Source organism: Nocardia sp. NPDC050712, from assembly GCF_040654295.1.
Classification (GTDB): Bacteria; Actinomycetota; Actinomycetes; order Mycobacteriales; family Mycobacteriaceae; genus Nocardia.
In genome coordinates this window covers 967394-984974 of the sequence record NZ_JBFAHT010000002.1, presented here as the reverse complement: position 1 = coordinate 984974, position 17581 = coordinate 967394, and the positions used below count along the sequence as shown (strand labels likewise).

Annotated in this window: 16 protein-coding genes and 1 pseudogene; 10 read left to right on the top strand and 7 right to left on the bottom strand. The window is 67.4% G+C overall.

What is annotated here, in order from left to right; genetic code table 11:
- Window positions 1–462: pseudogene (locus AB0H76_RS14995) on the bottom strand (pyridoxal-dependent decarboxylase); the annotation flags it as partial.
- A gap of 128 nt (window positions 463–590) precedes the next feature.
- On the opposite strand from AB0H76_RS14995, the gene AB0H76_RS14990 reads away from it, so the two are divergent.
- The gene (locus AB0H76_RS14990; protein WP_357322979.1) at window positions 591–1502 is read left to right on the top strand and encodes a glutaminase; all 912 of its coding nucleotides are present in this window, start codon (window positions 591–593) and stop codon (window positions 1500–1502) included.
- Window positions 1502–2161, top strand: a complete 660-nt coding sequence (locus AB0H76_RS14985; RefSeq protein WP_357322976.1) for a pyridoxamine 5'-phosphate oxidase family protein — start codon at window positions 1502–1504, stop codon at window positions 2159–2161. Before AB0H76_RS14990 ends, AB0H76_RS14985 begins: the two co-directional genes overlap by 1 nt.
- Here the strand turns inward: AB0H76_RS14985 and AB0H76_RS14980 are convergent.
- Complete coding sequence (locus AB0H76_RS14980) at window positions 2158–3306, bottom strand: asparaginase (protein ID WP_357322973.1); 1149 nt, start codon at window positions 3304–3306, stop codon at window positions 2158–2160. The two genes, AB0H76_RS14985 and AB0H76_RS14980, sit on opposite strands and share 4 nt — an antisense overlap.
- 204 nt (window positions 3307–3510) lie before the next feature.
- Here AB0H76_RS14980 and AB0H76_RS14975 point away from each other — a divergent pair, with 204 nt between their 5' ends.
- The 5 genes from AB0H76_RS14975 to AB0H76_RS14955 all read left to right on the top strand — a co-directional run bounded on the left by AB0H76_RS14975 (window position 3511) and on the right by AB0H76_RS14955 (window position 9608).
- The gene (locus tag AB0H76_RS14975) at window positions 3511–5145 is read left to right on the top strand and encodes a bifunctional aspartate transaminase/aspartate 4-decarboxylase (protein ID WP_357322970.1); all 1635 of its coding nucleotides are present in this window, start codon (window positions 3511–3513) and stop codon (window positions 5143–5145) included.
- Between the two features lie 31 nt (window positions 5146–5176).
- Window positions 5177–6859, top strand: coding sequence for an aspartate-alanine antiporter (gene aspT / locus AB0H76_RS14970; protein WP_357322967.1), 1683 nt, complete (start codon window positions 5177–5179; stop codon window positions 6857–6859).
- 78 nt (window positions 6860–6937) lie between these two features.
- Window positions 6938–8527, top strand: coding sequence for an oleate hydratase (locus AB0H76_RS14965; RefSeq protein WP_357322964.1), 1590 nt, complete (start codon window positions 6938–6940; stop codon window positions 8525–8527).
- Between the two features lie 134 nt (window positions 8528–8661).
- Entirely contained in the window at window positions 8662–9261 is a 600-nt protein-coding gene (locus tag AB0H76_RS14960) for a hypothetical protein (RefSeq protein WP_357322962.1), read from the top strand.
- A gap of 2 nt (window positions 9262–9263) precedes the next feature.
- Complete coding sequence (locus tag AB0H76_RS14955; RefSeq protein WP_357322959.1) at window positions 9264–9608, top strand: hypothetical protein; 345 nt, start codon at window positions 9264–9266, stop codon at window positions 9606–9608.
- Between the two features lie 13 nt (window positions 9609–9621).
- On the opposite strand, the gene AB0H76_RS14950 is transcribed toward AB0H76_RS14955, so the two are convergent.
- Window positions 9622–10035 carry a nuclear transport factor 2 family protein gene (locus AB0H76_RS14950; RefSeq protein ID WP_357322956.1) on the bottom strand — a complete coding sequence of 138 codons (414 nt, stop codon included), beginning with the start codon at window positions 10033–10035 and terminating at the stop codon, window positions 9622–9624.
- A gap of 60 nt (window positions 10036–10095) precedes the next feature.
- Window positions 10096–10767 carry a molybdopterin-dependent oxidoreductase gene (locus AB0H76_RS14945; RefSeq protein WP_357322953.1) on the bottom strand — a complete coding sequence of 224 codons (672 nt, stop codon included), beginning with the start codon at window positions 10765–10767 and terminating at the stop codon, window positions 10096–10098.
- A 188-nt stretch (window positions 10768–10955) separates the two neighbouring features.
- Between AB0H76_RS14945 and AB0H76_RS14940 the strand changes: the two genes are divergently transcribed.
- On the top strand, window positions 10956–11774 hold the full coding sequence (locus tag AB0H76_RS14940) for a prolyl oligopeptidase family serine peptidase (protein ID WP_357322950.1): 819 nt from the start codon (window positions 10956–10958) through the stop codon (window positions 11772–11774).
- Here AB0H76_RS14940 and AB0H76_RS14935 read toward each other — a convergent pair.
- Together AB0H76_RS14935 and AB0H76_RS14930 are read right to left on the bottom strand one after the other, a co-directional pair.
- Window positions 11771–12337, bottom strand: a complete 567-nt coding sequence (locus tag AB0H76_RS14935) for an ABC transporter permease (protein ID WP_357322947.1) — start codon at window positions 12335–12337, stop codon at window positions 11771–11773. The genes AB0H76_RS14940 and AB0H76_RS14935 overlap by 4 nt on opposite strands.
- A gap of 94 nt (window positions 12338–12431) precedes the next feature.
- A complete protein-coding gene (locus AB0H76_RS14930; RefSeq protein ID WP_357322944.1) occupies window positions 12432–12680 on the bottom strand; it encodes a hypothetical protein in 249 nt (82 codons plus the stop codon).
- A gap of 164 nt (window positions 12681–12844) precedes the next feature.
- On the opposite strand from AB0H76_RS14930, the gene AB0H76_RS14925 reads away from it, so the two are divergent.
- Window positions 12845–14275, top strand: a complete 1431-nt coding sequence (locus tag AB0H76_RS14925; RefSeq protein WP_357322941.1) for a DUF1254 domain-containing protein — start codon at window positions 12845–12847, stop codon at window positions 14273–14275.
- Between the two features lie 21 nt (window positions 14276–14296).
- Here the strand turns inward: AB0H76_RS14925 and AB0H76_RS14920 are convergent, their stop codons facing one another.
- Window positions 14297–15811 (bottom strand): sugar transferase, encoded by a 1515-nt coding sequence (locus tag AB0H76_RS14920; protein WP_357322938.1) that lies wholly within the window; start codon window positions 15809–15811, stop codon window positions 14297–14299.
- A 491-nt stretch (window positions 15812–16302) separates the two neighbouring features.
- Between AB0H76_RS14920 and AB0H76_RS14915 the strand changes: the two genes are divergently transcribed.
- Window positions 16303–17574, top strand: coding sequence for a class I SAM-dependent methyltransferase (locus AB0H76_RS14915; RefSeq protein ID WP_357322935.1), 1272 nt, complete (start codon window positions 16303–16305; stop codon window positions 17572–17574).
- Window positions 17575–17581 lie beyond the last annotated feature (7 nt).

The following is a 17581-nucleotide window of genomic DNA, read 5'->3' as shown; positions in this document are numbered from 1 at the left end:
TTTCTCCCAGCACACCTGCACCGGGCCGCACACGAAATTCGGAATGCCCTTGCCGCCCCGCTTGCGCCAGCGGAACTTCGCCGCCAGCCCGCCGAGCATCGCGGCCTCGCTGGAGCCGGTGGTCGAGGTCCCGAGTGTGCCCAGTGGCTCGGGTGAATTCCACAGGTCCGCGATCATGTGCACGCAGCGCTCTTCGATTTCCGCGGTCTGCGGGTACTCGTCCTTGTCGACGATGTTCTTGTCCAGCGACTCGTTCATCAGCCGCCGGGCCTGGTCGTCGACCCAGGTGGTGCAGAACGTCGCGAGATTCATCCGCGAGACACCGTCGAGCATGAGTTCGTCGTGCACGAGTTCGTAGGCGACCTGCGGGAACATCTCCGGTTCGGGGAATTTCCCTTTGGGGGCGCTGCGGCGGATGCCGGGCATCGAGAACAGATCATCGGGCTCGAGCGGTTCGGACATCTCGCCTCCAAATAGTCGCGGCAAATTTGCTAACGCCGAGTAATGGCGGGCATCGCACCTAAAGCTAATGATTGACGTCGGTGTTTCCTTCGCATTTAGAAGTTGCTAAACGATTACTATTCGACGCCATGGACTATCCACATGTCGTCGAGCAGGTGCTGTCCGCGGTCCAGCCGCACATCGGCGCGGGCCAGGTCGCCGACTACATTCCCGACCTGGCGCGGGTGGATCCGAAGCAATTCGGCTTCGCCGTCGCCACGGTCGACGGGAAGGTCTTCAGCGGCGGCGACGTGGACGTCCCGTTCGCCATCGAGAGCATCTCCAAGGTCTTCGCGCTGGCGCTGGTGCTGTCCCAGCGCGACACCAAGATCTGGGATCGGGTCCGGCGCGAACCGTCCGGCCTGGCGTTCAACGATCTCATCGAGCTGGAGATCGAGGAGGGCATCCCGCGCAATCCCTTCATCAACCCGGGCGCCATCGTGGTCACCGATCAACTGCTGGCCGATACCGGCGACGCCGTGGCCGCCCTGCGCGCCCTGCTGCGCGCCGAGACCGGCAACGCCCATCTCGAAGTCGACAGTGTCACCGCCGAATCCGAGCTGCGCACCGGCGATCGCAACCGCTCCATCGCCTACCTGATGTCCAGCTTCGGCAATATGCTCAGCCCGGTCGACCTCGCGCTCGACCACTACTTCCGGCAGTGCTCGTTCAGCATCACCTGCGCCGAGCTGGCCAAAGCCGGCCTGTTCATCGCCCGGCACGGCGTGCGCGCCGACGGATCGCGACTGCTGGAATACGGCGACACCCGCCACATCATCGCCCTCATGGCCACCTGCGGGACCTACGACGAGGCGGGCAATTTCGCCTACCGGGTCGGCTTGCCCATCAAGAGCGGCGTCGGCGGCGGCATGCTCGCCATCGTGCCCGGCCACTGCGCGGTCGCGGCCTGGGGCCCCGGCCTCGATCCCAAGGGCAATTCCGTCGCCGGCGGAGTCGCGCTCGAAACCTTTGCCCAAGTCAGCGAATTGGCGGTGTTCTGATGACCGAGACAACCCCACTGGGCGCCACTGCCCGCACTACCCTGAGCAGCCTCACCGACCGCGCCCGCACCGACCGCGCGGACCTCTACGCCGTGCTCGACGGCAGCCTGGTCTGCCACCTCGGCGTGCTGCTCGACGGCGGCCCGATGGTGCTGCCCAGCACCTACGGCCGCGACGGCGACACCCTGTACCTGCACGGCTTCTCGCGCGCGGCGCATCTGCGGGCCGCGCTCAGCGGTGCCGTGTCGATCGCGGTCACCCTGGTCGACGGCATCGTCTACGCCCGGGCCGCCGTGCACTGCTCCCTGAACTATCGATCGGCCGTGATCTTCGCTCGCCCAACGGAAGTGACCGATTCCGAGGAGCGGCTGCACGGACTGCGCACGATCGCCGACCACGTCGTGCCCGGCTCGTGGGACGCCATGCGCGCCGCCACCGCGAAGGAGCTCGACGCGACGCTGGTGCTGTCCGTCGATCTCACCGAAGCCTCGGTCAAGGTGCGCACCGGCTTCGCCGGCGACGAACCCGCCGATATCGCCGCGGGCGGCGTCTGGGCGGGCGTGGTTCCGCTGCGCCAGATTCCCGGCACCCCGCAACCCGCACCGGATCTGTTGCCCGGCATCGAGATTCCCGCCTACGTCCGCGACCGCGAGGTCTAGACCTCGGCGAAGCTCCGCTGCACCTCGGCGGGGTCGGTGGTGCCGTCGGACAGCAACAGCTGCAACAGAATTCGGGACTTGGCCGGGTTCAGTCCGAGCGCGGAGACCGTGCCGAGCTGATCGTCGTTCAGCTCGGCATTGCGCACCACGCTGCCGGAACCGACTCGGCTGGACCGCACTATGAGCACGCCCTTCTTCGCGGCCGCGCTCAGGGCGTCGACCACCGGCTTGGCGGTGTTGCCGTCGCCGACGCCCGCAAGCACGATGCCCTGCGCGCCGTGGCCCACCGAGTCGTTGACCTGGGTGGCGTCCACGCCCGCGTGCGAGTAGACGATGTCGACGCGGGGCAGCGGCGCCTTGCCCGGCACCGGGAACGTCAGGCGATCCTGCTGGGTGGCGGGCTCGGCGAACTGCACGGCGGCGGCATCGACGTGACCGATCGGCCCGCTGTTCGGCGAGGCGAAGGTCTGCACGCTGGTGGTGTTGGTCTTGGTCACGTCCTTCGCCCCGTGGATGGTGTCGTTCAGGACGACCATGGTGCCGCGCCCCCGCGCCTCCGGGACCGCCGCCACCTGAACCGCCGAGCGCAGGTTGGCCGGGCCGTCGGCGCTGAGCGCGGTGGACGGGCGCATCGAACCGACCAGCACCACCGGCTTCTCGCTCGCGACCACGTGGTCGAGGAAGAACGCGGTCTCCTCGATGGTGTCGGTGCCGTGCGTGACCACGATCCCGTCGGCCTGATCGTCGGCGAAGATCTGGTTGATCTTGTTGGCCAGGTCCAGCCAGACCTGGTCGTTCATGTCCTGGCTGCCGATATTGGCGACCTGCACGGCGTCCAGCTTCGCGATCTTGTCGAGCCCGGGGACGGCGTCGATGAGGTCCTGGGCGCTGGCCTGACCCGCCGTGTAGCCGACCGCGGAGTTCGCGTTGGCCTTGCCGGCGATGGTGCCGCCCGTGGCCAGGATCGAGACGCGCGGCAGATTCGCGGGCGCCGGCGCGGCCGGTGACGACGACGCCGGGGCCGCGGCGGCCGATGATTGCGCCGCCGGGGCCGGGGTGCCGGCGTCGTCGTTCGCGCAGCCCGCGACCAGCACGGCCGCGCAGGCCGCCAGGCCCGCGATACGGAGAATTGAATGTCGCGCCATGGTGAACCCCTTCGGTGGATACCGCGAGCCTGGGAATCATTCAGCAGCGGTGGAAATGCTAGTGGAAAACACCGTCCTCGATATGACGACCCGGTCTCGATCTTCGGGAAACAGCCGCAAAGCCCATCGGACATGATCTTGTCGTGTCACGGTATCTGCTTCGGATACGGATCGACCGGACTTCGACATGCGGAGGGTTGGACGATGAGTATTGACCATGGGGTCGATCGCGCTACCGAGAAGAAGTACGAACAACTCAGCCCGTTCGAGCTGAAGGACGAACTCATCGAACTGGCCGATGAGAACATGAAGAAGACCGCGCACGCGATGATCAACGCCGGCCGCGGCAATCCGAATTGGACCTCCGTGGTCGCCCGCGAAGCCTTCTACCTGCTCGGCCGATTCGCCGTCGCCGAGGCCAAGCGCGACTGGGACGAATTCCCCGGCCTGGCCGGCATGCCGCAGCCCAGCGGCATCGCGGCGCGATTCGACGAATTCCTCACCGCCGAAACCGAAAGCGACGCGGTGAAACTGCTGCGCGGCGCGGTCGAGTACGGCACCGCGACCCTGAACTTCGAGGCCGACGCCTGGGTCGGCGAGCTGGCCGACGCCATCCACGGCGACCACTACCCGGTCCCGGACCGCATGCTGACCCACATCGAGCAGGTGGTGCACGCCTACCTCGACCTCGCCATGGGCGGTGCGCCGGCGGGCGGCTGGGATCTGTTCGCCACCGAGGGCGGCACCGCGGCCATGTGCTACCTGTTCGACAGCTGCGTGGTCAACGGCATCCTCGCCCCCGGCGACCGGATCGCGATCATGACCCCGATCTTCACGCCGTATCTGGAGATCCCGCACCTGGACCGCTTCCATTTCGACGTGGTCGAGGTGAAAGCGGAGAAGACGACACCCGAGGGCGTGCACACCTGGCAGTATCCGGCCGAGGAAATCGAGAAGCTGACCGACCCCAGCGTAAAGGCGCTGTTTCTGGTCAATCCCTCGAATCCCCCCTCGGTCATGCTGGATTCGGCCACGCTCGCGCGCATCGCCGAGATCGCGTCGAAGTACAATCCGAATATCACCATCATCACCGACGACGTGTACGGGACATTCGTCGAGGGTTTTCAGTCGCTGATGTCGGCGGCGGCGTCGAACACCATCGGCGTCTATTCGTTCAGTAAGTATTTCGGCTGCACCGGCTGGCGCCTGGGCGTCATCGCGGTGGCCAAGGACAATGTCTTCGACAGCCGCATCGCGAATTTGCCTGCCGCGGAACGGGACAAGCTCACCAATCGCTATTCGACCATCTCCCTCGATCCGGCGAATCTCAAATTCATCGATCGGATGGTGGCCGATTCGCGTGACGTCGCGCTCAATCACACCGCGGGGCTGTCCACGCCTCAGCAGGTGCAGATGGCGCTGTTCGCGATCGGGGACCTGCTCGACAAGAATCTCGAGCATCGGAAGAACTGCGAGGCGATCATCGCCCGCCGCTTGCGGACACTGTGCGACAGCCTGCAGATCCCGGTGCCCCAGGACGCGAACGCCGCCAACTACTACGTCGAACTCGACCTGATGGTGTGGGTGAAACAGCACTGGACCCCCGAGTTCGCGAAGTGGCTCGAGTCCGAGCACGAACCCGTCGACCCGGTGTTCCGTCTGGCCGAGCAGGGCTCGATCGTGTTGCTCAACGGCGGCGGCTTCGACGGGCCGCAATGGTCGGTGCGCGTCTCGCTGGCCAACCTGCGCCAGGAGGCCTACGCCGAGATCGGGCACTGGCTGCGCGAGATCATGGGTGAGTACCACCGCGAGTTCCAGAGCCGCACTACCACGCACTGATTCGGCCCGCTCTCACGGAGGACGACGCCCCATGCATGCGATCAAGGACTTCCTGCAGGACACTCCCGAGGCCGCGCTGTTCCTGTGCCTGGCCCTGGGCTACGCGATCGGCAAGATCCGGATCTGGAAGCTGTCCCTCGGCGGGGTGGCGGGCACGCTGATCGTGGCGATCTTCGTCGGCATGGCGGGCCACATCACGGTCAACGAGCAGGTGAAGAACATCGCGTTCGCGTTGTTCATCTTCACCCTCGGCTACATCTCCGGCCCGACCTTCTTCGCCAGCCTGAACCGGAAGAGCCTGAAATACGGCACGTTCACGGCCATCGAGGTCGCCAGCGTGCTGGCGGTCACCGCGGCCGCGACCCTGATCATGAAGCTCGACCCGGGCACCGCCGCCGGTCTGCTGGCCGGCGGCGCCACCGAATCCGCGGCGGTCGGTACCGCCACCGACGCCATCGCCCGGCTGGATCGGCCGGCGAACGAGATCGCGGACCTGCAAGCCAATGTCGGCACCGCCTACTCGATCTCCTACATCTGCGGTCTGATCGTCGTGGTGCTGCTGACGAGCCAGATCTTCCCGCTGATCATGCGGATCAACCTGCGCGACGAGGCCGACAAGCTCTGGAAGCAACTCGGTGGCGGCAGCGACGACGCCGAGGGGCAGGTGCCCGCCGCACCGGATCTCATCGGCCGCGCCTTCCAGGTCGAGCGGGTGAGCGGGCAGACCGTCGCCGCGGTGACCGCGGCGCTCGGCGGTCATCTGACCATCGAGCGAATCCTGCGCGGCGGCAAGGTCATTGCCGTCGCCGACGAGCTCACCCTGCGCAGCGGTGATCAGGTGCTGGTGGTCGGGCCGCGCTCGGCCATGGTGCCCGCCGAGGACTCGATCGGCCCCGAGATCGTGCCGGGCAAGGATCTCGAGACCACCCTCGAGGTCGACCAGGTGGTCCTCGATCACCGGCAGGACCCCTCCACCACCCTCGGCGATCTCGAGCGCAAGCTGGGCGACCGCCTGTATGTGACCGGCGTGGTCCGCGAGGACAAGGAGCTGCCGCTGCGGCCGAGCATGCCGGTGCAGCGCGGGGACACCCTCAAGCTGACCGGCGCGAAGAGCGATCTCGCCAAAACCGTTCCCGCCCTGGGCTATCGCCTCGATCCCACGGTCAAGGCCGACATCATCTACATCGCGCTGGGCGTCATGCTCGGCTTCATGATCGGCAAGATCGTGGTGCCGGTCGGCAGCATCCCGATGACGCTGGGCACCGGCGGCGGCTGCTTGCTCACCGGCCTACTGTTCGGCTGGTTCCGTTCCCGCAACCCCAAGATCGGCCAGTACGCGCCCGCCGCGGCCGACGTCATCAAAACGCTCGGCCTGTCGGTCTTCATCGCCGTCGTCGGCCTGACCTCCGGTCCGCAGGCGGTGGAGCTGGTCAAGAAGTTCGGCTGGGGCCTGCCGATCGCCGGTGTGCTCATGACGGCCATTCCCGCCTGCATTTCGCTGGTGGTCGCCTGGAAGCTGATGAAGCTGCCCGCTCCCTTGGCGCTGGGCGCCATTACCGGACAGCAGTGTTCGACGCCCGGTATCACCGCGGTGCAGCAGGTGGCCGGCAACGCCACGCCGCTGATGTCGTACACGATCGTCTACGCGCTCTCCAATGTCGCGCTGCCGCTGCTGGGCCCGATTGCCGTCGCGATGACCGAGGCCCTGTCGTAACCCGCGGACGGGCCCACTCCCCGTAGTGTGGCAAATGTTCAGCTATCACTTCGACAGCGATCCCGAAAGAGGTAGAACATGGCGAAGGCGTATCTGGTGGGCAGCGGTGTTGCCGCCCTCTCCGCGGCGGCATTCCTGATCCGGGACGGCGGTTTCGCCGGCTCCGACATCGTGATTCTCGAGGAGCAGAGCCGCGAAGGCGGCAGCCTGGACGCCGCGGGTTCCCCGGAGACCGGCTACACGATGCGCGGCGGCCGGATGTTCGAGATCCACTTCGACTGCACCTACAACCTGCTGCGCTCTATCCCGTCGCTGGACGATCCGTCGGTCTCGGTCACCGACGACACCTTCGCCTTCCACAAGGATTTCGCGTGGAACGACCACGCCCGCCTGGTCGATGACAGCGGTGTCCCGATCGACGCCCACACCATGGGCTTCACCGAGCGTGACCGCCTGGAACTGATCAAGTGCGTCGGCACGCCCGAGCGGCTGCTCGACGGCAAGCGCATCACCGACTGTTTCAGCCCGGAGTTCTTCACCACCAACTTCTGGTGGATGTGGTGCACCACCTTCGCGTTCGAGCCGTGGCACTCGGCGATCGAGTTCCGGCGCTACCTGAACCGGTTCATCCACCTGTTCAAGACCTTCGACTCCATGTCGGGGATCTACCGCACGAAGTTCAACCAGTTCGACTCGATCGTGCGCCCGATGCTGAAGTGGCTCACCGACCAGGGCGTCACCATCCGCCTCGGCGCGAGTGTCACCGACGTGACACTGGCCGAGGGCGACGACCTGACCGCGACCGCGCTCACCGTCGACAGTGGCGGCAAGACCGAGCAGATCACCGTCGGTTTCGACGACCTGGTGTTCATCACCAACGGCTCGATGACCGCGGACTCGACACTGGGCTCCACCGATTCGGCTGCGGCCCTGGACACTTCGCGCTCCTCGGGCGCCTGGAAGCTGTGGCGGACCCTGGCCGCCAAGCGCCCGGGCCTGGGCCATCCGGAGAACTTCGACTCCTCGATCAAGGATTCGACCTGGGAGTCGTTCACCGTCACCACCAAGGATCCGACCTTCTTCGCCGAGATGGAGAAGTTCAGCGGCAGCGAGGCGGGCAAGGGTGGGCTGATCACCTTCAAGGACTCCAACTGGCTGATGACGATCGTGCTCAATCACCAGCCGCACTTCCGCGAGCAGCCCGCCGACACCTTCGTGTGGTGGGGCTACGCCCTGTTCCCGGACAAGCCCGGCAACACCGTCACCAAGACCATGGCCGAGTGCACCGGCCGCGAGATTCTCCAGGAAGCGCTCTCGCACTTGAAGATCGAGAACCGCGAGCAGATCCTGGCGAACTCGATCGTCATCCCGGCGCTGATGCCCTACATCACCAGCCAGTTCCTGGTGCGCAAGCACGGTGACCGGCCCGAGGTGGTGCCGACCGGCTCGACCAACCTGGCCTTCATCGGCCAGTACGCCGAGGTGCCCGACGATGTCGTGTTCACCGTCGAGTACTCGGTGCGCACCGCGCAGACCGCCGTGGCGACCCTGCTGAGCCTGGATACCCAGCCGCAGCCGGTCTACAAGGGCAATCACGATCCGAAGGTGCTGGTCGAGGCGCTCGAAACCATGCACCGCAAGGGTAGTCAGCCGGTTTCGGCCCGATAGGCGAATCGGTGCCCGGGGCCACGCCCCGGGCACCGCTGGCACGCCCCGAAAACCAGGAGATACGCTGCGCCGCACCGTGCTACCGTTCGCAGGCGACCGCGACGGGGGGTCGCTGATCGGCGAAGGATTTCACGATGCGGCGTTGGATGATCGCGGGCGCCTGTGCGTTGACTCTGGTCGGCGCCACCGCCTGTGGCAGCGAGAATTCGGGCGGCGGCGGGTCCGCCGACTCCACCTATAAACCGCCCGCGGTGAGCAACGCCTGCGATCTGCTCGACCTTTCCGCGCTGAACAAGTGGGAGAGCACGCCCGGCAAGCGCGAGCCGAAGAAGCAGGAGAACATCCTCGGCACCGAGCTGAACTGCGAGGCGGAGAACGAATCCACCACGACGGGCCGGTTGGCGGCGTTCTTCCTCCAGACCACCACGCACAAGAACATCGGCGAGGCGCGCTCCGGCTACGAAATGGGCGTGCGGTTCGCCAAGAACGCCTCCGATGTCACCTCCAGCGGTGCGCTGCCCGGCATGGGCTCCGAGGCCTTCTTCGTCTGGACCAGACGGGACTTCGATGCCGACGGCATGCTGAATATGGCGTCCGCGTACCAGGTTTCGGTGCTCGATGGCGCGCTCGAGGTGCACCTCGTGCTCAGTGTCGCGGCGCCGGTCACCGAATCCGAGGCCGCGACGGTCGCGCAGCAACAGGTGCGGCGCGTCCTCGAGCAGTTGAAGGGATAGTCATGCGTCGAACCAGCTTCGCGGCGGTCGTCCTCGCCGTGGGCGCCGCCGTCCTCACCGCCTGTGGCGGTGGCGACGACGACGGTAGCGGCAAGTACTGCACCGCCCTCAAGGACATGGGCAGCGGCAGCTACGTACGCAATATCGCCAACTCCGAGAGCGCCGGCAAAATGCGCAAGGTCGCCGAGGTCTCGCCGGCCGACATCAAGGCCGACTGGCTCAAGCTCGCGGAATGGCAGGAACAGGCGATGAAGTCCGCCGACGCCGGCGATATCCCCAACGCCCAGCTCGATACCAGCGCGCTCGAGCGCATCGTGGCCTACAACGAGAAGACCTGCATGAAGTAGGGCCTGCCCGCGGTTACTCCCCGGCCAGTGCGGCCAGGACCGCCGTCGTATCGTGGTAGTAGGGACGGAACGCGGTGATCAGTCCGTCCCGGAAGGTAATCCACTGCAGCAGTGAGGTTTCCAGTGTTCGCCCGGTGCGCCGGGCGCGCAGGCGGCCCCGGCTGTAGACCACGACGCGTTCGGCGTCGCTGACGAAATGCTGCTCGTCGAACCAGAGGCCGTCCCAGTTCTCGCCCATCGCGGCGATGAAGTCGCGGAAGCCGTCGTGCCCTCGCCATTCGCCGCCGTAGGGCAGGCTCGACGCCTGGTACATGACGATGTCCGGATCCAGGTGCCGAGCCATGTGCTCGAATCCGGCGCCCTCGGTCAGGTAGGCGGCCTCGGCCGCGTAGAAGGCGCGCAGGGTGGTCATCACGTCGGCTGTCATGCGCACCATCCTGGTGACCGCGGTGGCCGGGCGCTGGCAGTAATCGGACGGGGCGGTCGGTCACCGACCCCGGACGCGACTGCCGCGCGCGCTGAGCGCGCGGATCGGCCCGATCAGCGACCGGTAGAGCGGTCGTACCGCGCGTCCGGGCAGGTAGCGGTGCCGCTCTTCGGCCCAGACCCGCGCCCGGGCGTGCGAGGCGATGAGCGAGAAGCGGTCCGGGCTGGGCGGCGCGACCGTATGAAACTCGATGCGGCACAGGTGCTTGGTGTTGATGAAGCCGTATTGACCGGGGCTGACCAGGCGCACGGGTGCGCCGTGGTCACTGTCCAGCGGTCGGCCGTCGAGCCGGTCGGCGAGTAGCACGTCGTCGGCCAGCGCGTCTTCCAGTGTCACGATCGAGCCGAAGCCGTCGAGACCTTCGAAGCTCACATGGCTGATCGCGGCGCCGGGTTCGAGTGCGGGTTCGATCCGTGTGCGATAGAAGGTCGCGAACGGGACGCCTTCCCACCGCAGGTTCGTCGCCGACCAGCCGGCGACGCAGTGGAAGTCGGCGCGGATCTCGCGCCGCGGCAGTCGCGCCAGGTCCGGCAGCGACAGCGTGAGCGGCTCGGTCAGGTGACCGCTGATCGCGATGGCCGGGTCCGCGGGGATGGCCGGCGGCGGGTGATGCAGGTGCGTCCCGAAGCGCGGGAAGCCCTCGACAGCGCGTTGACCCGGGGGCAGTGTCATGACGATCCTCCTCTTATACGGTACCGTATAAGAGGAACGCTACCGCCATCCAGGACCACCGCAAACAACCGAGATGGCATGTGTCGCAGGTCATTTCAGATACACAGCGGCGATCACGCGCGCCCTCGTCCGTTCACCCTCAGCAGAAATCCGGGCCGGCACGGCCTCCGGGCTCCTACCATCCGAGCATGGAAACGATCACCGGCACCGCCGCAGGCGTCCCCTTCACCGCGTTGCCGCCCGAAGGCGCCGCCGGCCCCGCTCCCCTGCTGGTGGCCTGGCACATGCTCGACGCACCACGCTCGGACGCCGCGTTCGCCGCCGCGCTGCCGTTGACGGGATTGCCGGTCTGGCGGGTGTATCTCGGCATGCCGATGTGCGGTGCGCGCATGGTCGACGGCACCATGGACGCCGGCCTCGAACTCGTCCGCCGGGATGCGCTGCGGTCCTACGCCGACATGATGATCAGCGACGCCGCCGCCGAGTTCCCGGCGGCCCTGGCCGCCCTGCGCACACAATTGCCCATCGCGGACGGGCCGATCGGCATTCTCGGCGGTTCGCTCGGCGGCGGCGTCGCCCTGCTGACGCTCGCGCGCGGCGAGATCCCGGTGCGCGCGGCGGCGCTGGTCAATCCCGCGATCCGCGCACGCTCGGTGGTCGGTCTGATCGAAGGGTTCCTCGGTAGTCCCTACCCCTGGGACGCGGAGGCCGAGACCGTCGCCGACCGGCTGGACTTCGTCGCCAGGGCCGATGAGATCGGCGCCCGCGCACCACTTCTGGTGGTCAGCGGCGAGCTGGACGCCCCGTCGTTCCGCGCCGACGCCGCCGACCTGGTGGCCGCGCTGCGCACCCGCGGCGCGGCAGCCGAGCTCGAGACCGTCGCGGACCTGGCCCACCCGCTGGCCGAGGAACCCGGCCTCGAGCCGGCCCCGCAGCTGCCGATCGCCAAGACGGTGGACGACATCCTCACGTCCTGGTTCGCCGCGAAACTCGGCGGGCCGAACTAGCGCCGCGGCCGCAGCGCGGTGGCGACCAGGTACCCGCCACCGCCGGCCACGGCCAGCACCCAGTACAGCCCGGCCCCGCCGAAATACAGGGCGATCGACGACGTCACGGCGAGCCACGCGCCGAGCACATACTGCGGCACATCGCGGTAGGCGAGCCCACCCGCGAGGTAGATCATGCCGACCACCAGCCCGGCCCCGGTCGGCCACAGCAGCGTCTGCACCTGCGGCTCGTCCAGTGCCGCGCTCAGCGCGCTGATCAGCACCGTCAGCGCGCCGAAACCCAGCACCCAGGCGGCTGCCAGCAATTTTCCGACAACCGCCGCGTGGCCGTCGGCCTCGCGGTGCGCGCGCACGGCGACCACACCGGTGACCACCAGTCCGGCCAGCAGACCGCCGAACAGGAGCACCCCGGCCACGGCGGCCGGGAACGGCGGATCAGCACCGTGGGTCAGCGCGAACGCGCCGTACCCCAGCAGCCAGGCCAGGCCGAAACTCAGATACGAGAGCCGGTTGTCCGGGAGAGCGGTCGCGCGGGACGTCGCGCGTACATTGTTCTGGGACATGGTGTCCTCCTTGTCCGACAGAACAAGTAGAACCCGGGCCCGCGGTGGCACTCCATGAGCGAGACCCTCGCACCCATGTCCCAGCGTCTACGCCCTACGCGGAGTCCACCGCCAGCATCCCGAACCGGCTGACATTCGCGTGATTGCCCCCGTCCGCGCTGGTGATGACCACCTCGGTCGGATTGGTCAGCGCGATGGCGCAGTAGTTCTCCCGATCCTGCTGCACGCTGATCTGCAGCAGCCGCTTGTTGTGCTCCTGCTGCCACTCCTCCATGTTGTCGTACAGCCCACGCATGGAAGCGTTTTCGAAGTAGATCAGATTCCGCTTGTTCATGTCCGACATGAGCCCGGTCTCCATTCATCTCGTAGGGCGCGTCCACAACGTCACCCTCGGTTCCACCGTAGAGTTTTGACCGGCCCCGCGTGACACCCTTGCGCTGCGACCGCTCCCGCGGAATTGCCTGCTAATCTCGGGCAAACATTCGGCGGCGCGGGAGGTTGGGCACAGTGGAGGCTTCTGACAATCCGTTCGGCCATCGACTATCGCGGCGCTGGGTGCTCGGCACGGCGGCCCTCGGCGGGTTCGGGCTGGCCGCGTGCGGGTCGAACGACCAATCCTCGTCGTCGCGTCCGGCGCCGGCCTCCGATGACTCCGAAGATCCGAAAGATATTGCGGCCGACGCCTATACGTTCGGGTATCCGCTGGTGCTGATGGATGCGACCCGGATCGCGGCCGGGGCGCCCAACCAGTTCGCCAACGCGGTCGCCCTGCCCGATCCGGACGAGCGGCTGGTCGTGCGACTGAACCTGGACACGCTCTACTCCCAGGCCTGGCTGGCGCTGGCGGCCGAACCGCTCGTGCTGCAGGTGCCCGCCGTCGAACCGGACCGCTACTGGCTGATGCAGCTGCTCGATGCCTGGAGCAATACCCGGCACAATCCCAGCAGCGTCCACGCGCAGGTCCGCCCCGGGGTCACCACGCCGCCCTACACCTATCTGGTGACCGGCCCCCAGTGGCAGGGCGAGGTCCCCGAGGGCATGACGCAGTTGGCGATGCCCACCGAGACGGCCTGGATCCTCGGCCGGATCGAGGTGAAGGACTCGCACGACGTCGCGAAGGTCCTGGGCTTGCAGAACGAGCTCAAGCTGGTCCCGCTCTCGGCCTGGCTGCGCGGGGAAACCGCGTCGACCGGCCGCCCCTACGCGCCGACTCCGGGTGCGATCCCGCCGCCCAAGCAGGTCGCGGCGCTGGACGGCCCGGACTTCTTCGACCGCATGTGCGCCCTCATGGCCGCCAATCCGCCCGCCGCCGAGGACGCCCCGGCACTGCGGCGCTTCGCGACCCTCGGTATCGCGCCGGGCGCGACCGTGGATCTCGCGATCACCGATGTGCTCGATGCCGGTGTGGCCCAAGCGAAAACGCGGATCCCGGAGTACGACGACCCGGGCACCAAGGACGAGAACGGCTGGGTGGTCGCCACCGATCTGGGCGCCTACGGCACGAACTACGCGCTGCGGGCCCGCACTGCCATGCAGGGCCTCGGCGCGAACCTCGCCGAGGACGCGATCTATCCGACGATCTACGCCAAGGCCGACAGCAACGGCAAGCCGCTGCGCTACCGGATGCGCTTCCCCGCCGGCCGGCTGCCCCCGGTGGATGCCTTCTGGTCACTGACCGCCTACGACACCGACAACTACCTGGTCCCGAACACCGCGGGCATCTACGCCATCGGCCACGAGATTCCGGTGGTGCCCGGCGCCGACGGCTCGGTCGACCTCGCCGTGCAGTGCGCGGACCCAGGATCGGCTGTCCCCCGGGGCAATTGGCTGCCGATCCCGGCCTCGGGCCAGTTCTCCCTCAGCCTGCGGCTCTACGAGCCCCGGCCCGAGGCGATCGACGGCACCTGGCAGATTCCGGCGCTCACCCAGGTGACCTGACCCGGGTGCGCGCCGGGATCGTCAGTACGCGCCCTCGCCCTTGGCGACGGCGCTGATCGTGCGGGCGATGAGCAGCAGATCCAGCACCATCGACCAGTTCTCGACGTAGGACAGGTCCAGCCGGACCGAATCCTCGGGGCTCAGGTCCGAGCGCCCGCTGACCTGCCACAGCCCGGTGATGCCGGGCTTCACCAGCAGCCGCCGGCGCATCTCGCCGTCGTAGGTGTCGACCTCGCGCTGCACCTGGGGCCGCGGCCCCACCACGCTCATGTCGCCGCGCAGCACGTTCAGGAACTGCGGCAGCTCGTCCAGGCTGAACTTGCGAATCACCTTGCCGAACGGGGTGATTCGCGGGTCATCCTTCATCTTCCAGGTGAGCGGGTTGGCGCCCTGCTGCTCGATCAGCGCCGCCGCCTCCAGGTCCGCCCCGACGAACATGCTGCGGAACTTGATCATCTGGAACGGCTTGCCGCCGCGCCCGATCCGCTCGGACAGGTAGAACACCGGTCCCGAGCTGGTCAGCTTCACCAGCAGGGCGATGACCAGCAGCGCCGGCAGGATCGCCAGCAGCACGCCGCCCGCGAAGCAGACGTCGAAGGTGGCCTTCTTGGTCGACTTGGCGCGGTCGTACTGCGGTTTGGCGATGTGCAGCATCGGCATGCCCGCGACCAGGCGGTTGGTCAGCCGGGTGCCGGCGATGTCCACCACGCCCGGCGTCACGATGAGCTCGATCCCGAGCGGATCGAGTTCCCAGGCCATGCGCCGCAATTCGGCCGGGCCGAGATAGTCGGTCGCGGTGACCGCCACGGTGTCGGCCCGGCTGTGCCGGACGGCCTGCAGGACCGACCGGTCGTCACCGACCACCGAGAAGCTCCGCCCGGAGGCGGCCAGCTCGTATTCGGTGGTCGAGGCCGGACCGTCCGGAATGCACACGCCGACAACGCGATAGCCGGAGGCCGGATCCTCGGAGAAGGCGGCCGCCATCGCCTTGGCCGCCGCCGGGGAGCCGACCACCAGCACCGAGGCCAGGTACTCCCCGCGGTCGCGCCGGCGCCGGCGGGCGTGCACCCGCCAGCCCAGCCGGCTGAGCATCAGCCCGAACAGGCCGAGCGGGAACGCGATCGCCAGATAGCCGCGGGCGAATTCGACATGCATGATCAGCGACAGGATCGCGATCAACCCGAATAGCCGCAGCGTCGCCGACACCAGGCGCCGATATTCCTCGGTGCCGCTGCCGACCACCTGCGGTGACCGGGTATTGCTGCTGGCCAGAAAGACCATCCAGGCCAGCGCCAGCAGCAGCGAGACCACGGTGTAGCCGACCTCGTAGGGCATCGGCATGGCCAGCGTCTCGGCGGCCGGACCGCCGAAGCGAATCACCTGCGCCAGACCCACGGCGGCGATGATGACAGCGAAATCGGTTGCGCCCAAACGTTTTATATACTCGGACTGCCAGCGTTCACGTTCCGAACGCGGCAGTACCCGCGAGCGTCTCGATACCTCGAGATCGTCGTTGTCGGTGAGCTCGAAGCTCATGGAACACGCACCTCCCCCTGGGAGAGAGAATTGTCACCCCCGATCACCATCGACCGGCCCGTGCGGCAAGCATCGACCGCCTGGGTGTTCGGTCATTCGGCGGCCAACAGGAAATTGTTACAGAACACAAACGGGTTCATCTATGGAATGAACTGGGGCGCAAAGTATCCCGCAAGGTAGCCAAAATGCGGACGGTCGGTTTCTAACCCGGCTCTGAAATGATCTTCGCGACGAAAAGTCGCCTGGTGACAGATCTTCGGTGTTGCGGGCAGCCGCTGGCAATAGGGGAAACCGCGGCGGGAATCCGGGTAGCGGCCGGTATGCTACTGGCCGGAACCACCCCCAACTCGTCCGGAACCCGCTATCGCCCAGTTGATTTCACCCCCGACACGCAGGGCGTTCGTTGTAACGTCTCACTGGATCGAGTCGAACTAACCGGCGTGCCGGCGATGCGCCGGGCGTACAACTTCTCCGGCGATGGTGGGTGCTGCATGCGTTGTCGACTGTGTGATTCCGAGCGGGTCTCGAGCGTGCTCGACCTGGGTGCCACACCGCCGTGCGAAAAGTTCCTCACGGCAGCCGAACTCGATCTTGCCGAGCCGACCTACCCTTTGCACCTACGCCTGTGCGAGGACTGCCTGCTATTGCAGATTCCCGCGCTGATCACGCCCGAGGAGACATTTACCGAGTACGCCTATTTCGCGTCGTATTCGGAAAGCTGGGTGCGTCACGCCGAATCCTTCGTCGCGCAAGCCATCACGAAGCTCGGCCTGGGCGCCGAGTCCTTCGTGGTGGAGGCCGCCAGCAACGACGGCTACCTGCTCCAGCACCTGGTCCGAGCCGGGGTGCCGTGCCTGGGCATCGAGCCCTCGGTGAACGTCGGCGCCGCCGCCCGCGCCGCGGGGGTGCCCACGGAAACCGCCTTCCTGGACGAGGATTCGGCCGCGAAGGTGCGCTACGCGCACGGCCCGGCGAACCTGGTGGTCGCCAACAACGTCTACGCCCACGTGCCCGACCTGCGCGGTTTCACGCGCTCGCTGCGCGCCCTGATGGCCGACGACGGCTGGCTCTCGATCGAGGTGCACCACGCCTACAACCTGATCCGGCTCGGCCAGTTCGACACCATCTACCACGAGCATTTCCAGTACTACACGGTGCTGGCGGCGCAACGTGCCCTGGCCACCGCCGGGCTCACCGTGGTCGAGGTCGAACTGCTCGGCACCCACGGCGGCTCGATCCGGCTCTGGGCCCGCCCCGAGACGGTCGCCGAGCCGCAGGCCTCGGTCGAGCAGGTGCTCGAGCTCGAGCGCGCCGCCGGCCTGCACTCCCCCGCCGGTTACGCCGACTTCGCCCCGCGCGCGCAGCAGGTCCGCCAGGACGTGTTGCGCTTCCTGCTCGACATGCGCGCCGCGGGCAAACGCGTGATCGGTTACGGCGCGCCCGGCAAGGGCAACACGCTGCTCAACTATTGCGGGATCCGGCCCGACCTGCTGGAGTACACAGTCGACCGAAACCCTTACAAGCACGGCCGATTCACCCCCGGCACCCGGATCCCGATCCACGCGCCCGAGCGAATCGATGCCGACCGGCCCGATGTGGTGCTGGTCCTGCCGTGGAATCTGGAAGCCGAGATCACCGCACAGTTGCGGCATATCACCGATTGGGGCGGCGAGCTCGTCTATCCGCTGCCCACTTTGCATCACGCGGACCTGACGGTCAGTGCTGACCGATACCCCGGTGCTGGGTCCACCGGAACCACCTAATTCCCGG

Excerpts from the sequence above, each read along its gene's own strand:
- AB0H76_RS14990 (WP_357322979.1), top strand. The coding sequence starts at position 591 with ATGGACTATCCACATGTCGTCGAGCAGGTGCTGTCCGCGGTCCAGCCG.
- AB0H76_RS14985 (WP_357322976.1), top strand. The coding sequence starts at position 1,502 with ATGACCGAGACAACCCCACTGGGCGCCACTGCCCGCACTACCCTGAGC.
- AB0H76_RS14980 (WP_357322973.1), bottom strand. The coding sequence starts at position 3,306 with ATGGCGCGACATTCAATTCTCCGTATCGCGGGCCTGGCGGCCTGCGCG.
- AB0H76_RS14975 (WP_357322970.1), top strand. The coding sequence starts at position 3,511 with ATGAGTATTGACCATGGGGTCGATCGCGCTACCGAGAAGAAGTACGAA.
- aspT (WP_357322967.1), top strand. The coding sequence starts at position 5,177 with ATGCATGCGATCAAGGACTTCCTGCAGGACACTCCCGAGGCCGCGCTG.
- AB0H76_RS14965 (WP_357322964.1), top strand. The coding sequence starts at position 6,938 with ATGGCGAAGGCGTATCTGGTGGGCAGCGGTGTTGCCGCCCTCTCCGCG.
- AB0H76_RS14960 (WP_357322962.1), top strand. The coding sequence starts at position 8,662 with ATGCGGCGTTGGATGATCGCGGGCGCCTGTGCGTTGACTCTGGTCGGC.
- AB0H76_RS14955 (WP_357322959.1), top strand. The coding sequence starts at position 9,264 with ATGCGTCGAACCAGCTTCGCGGCGGTCGTCCTCGCCGTGGGCGCCGCC.
- AB0H76_RS14950 (WP_357322956.1), bottom strand. The coding sequence starts at position 10,035 with ATGACAGCCGACGTGATGACCACCCTGCGCGCCTTCTACGCGGCCGAG.
- AB0H76_RS14945 (WP_357322953.1), bottom strand. The coding sequence starts at position 10,767 with ATGACACTGCCCCCGGGTCAACGCGCTGTCGAGGGCTTCCCGCGCTTC.
- AB0H76_RS14940 (WP_357322950.1), top strand. The coding sequence starts at position 10,956 with ATGGAAACGATCACCGGCACCGCCGCAGGCGTCCCCTTCACCGCGTTG.
- AB0H76_RS14935 (WP_357322947.1), bottom strand. The coding sequence starts at position 12,337 with ATGTCCCAGAACAATGTACGCGCGACGTCCCGCGCGACCGCTCTCCCG.
- AB0H76_RS14930 (WP_357322944.1), bottom strand. The coding sequence starts at position 12,680 with ATGTCGGACATGAACAAGCGGAATCTGATCTACTTCGAAAACGCTTCC.
- AB0H76_RS14920 (WP_357322938.1), bottom strand. The coding sequence starts at position 15,811 with ATGAGCTTCGAGCTCACCGACAACGACGATCTCGAGGTATCGAGACGC.
- AB0H76_RS14915 (WP_357322935.1), top strand. The coding sequence starts at position 16,303 with ATGCGTTGTCGACTGTGTGATTCCGAGCGGGTCTCGAGCGTGCTCGAC.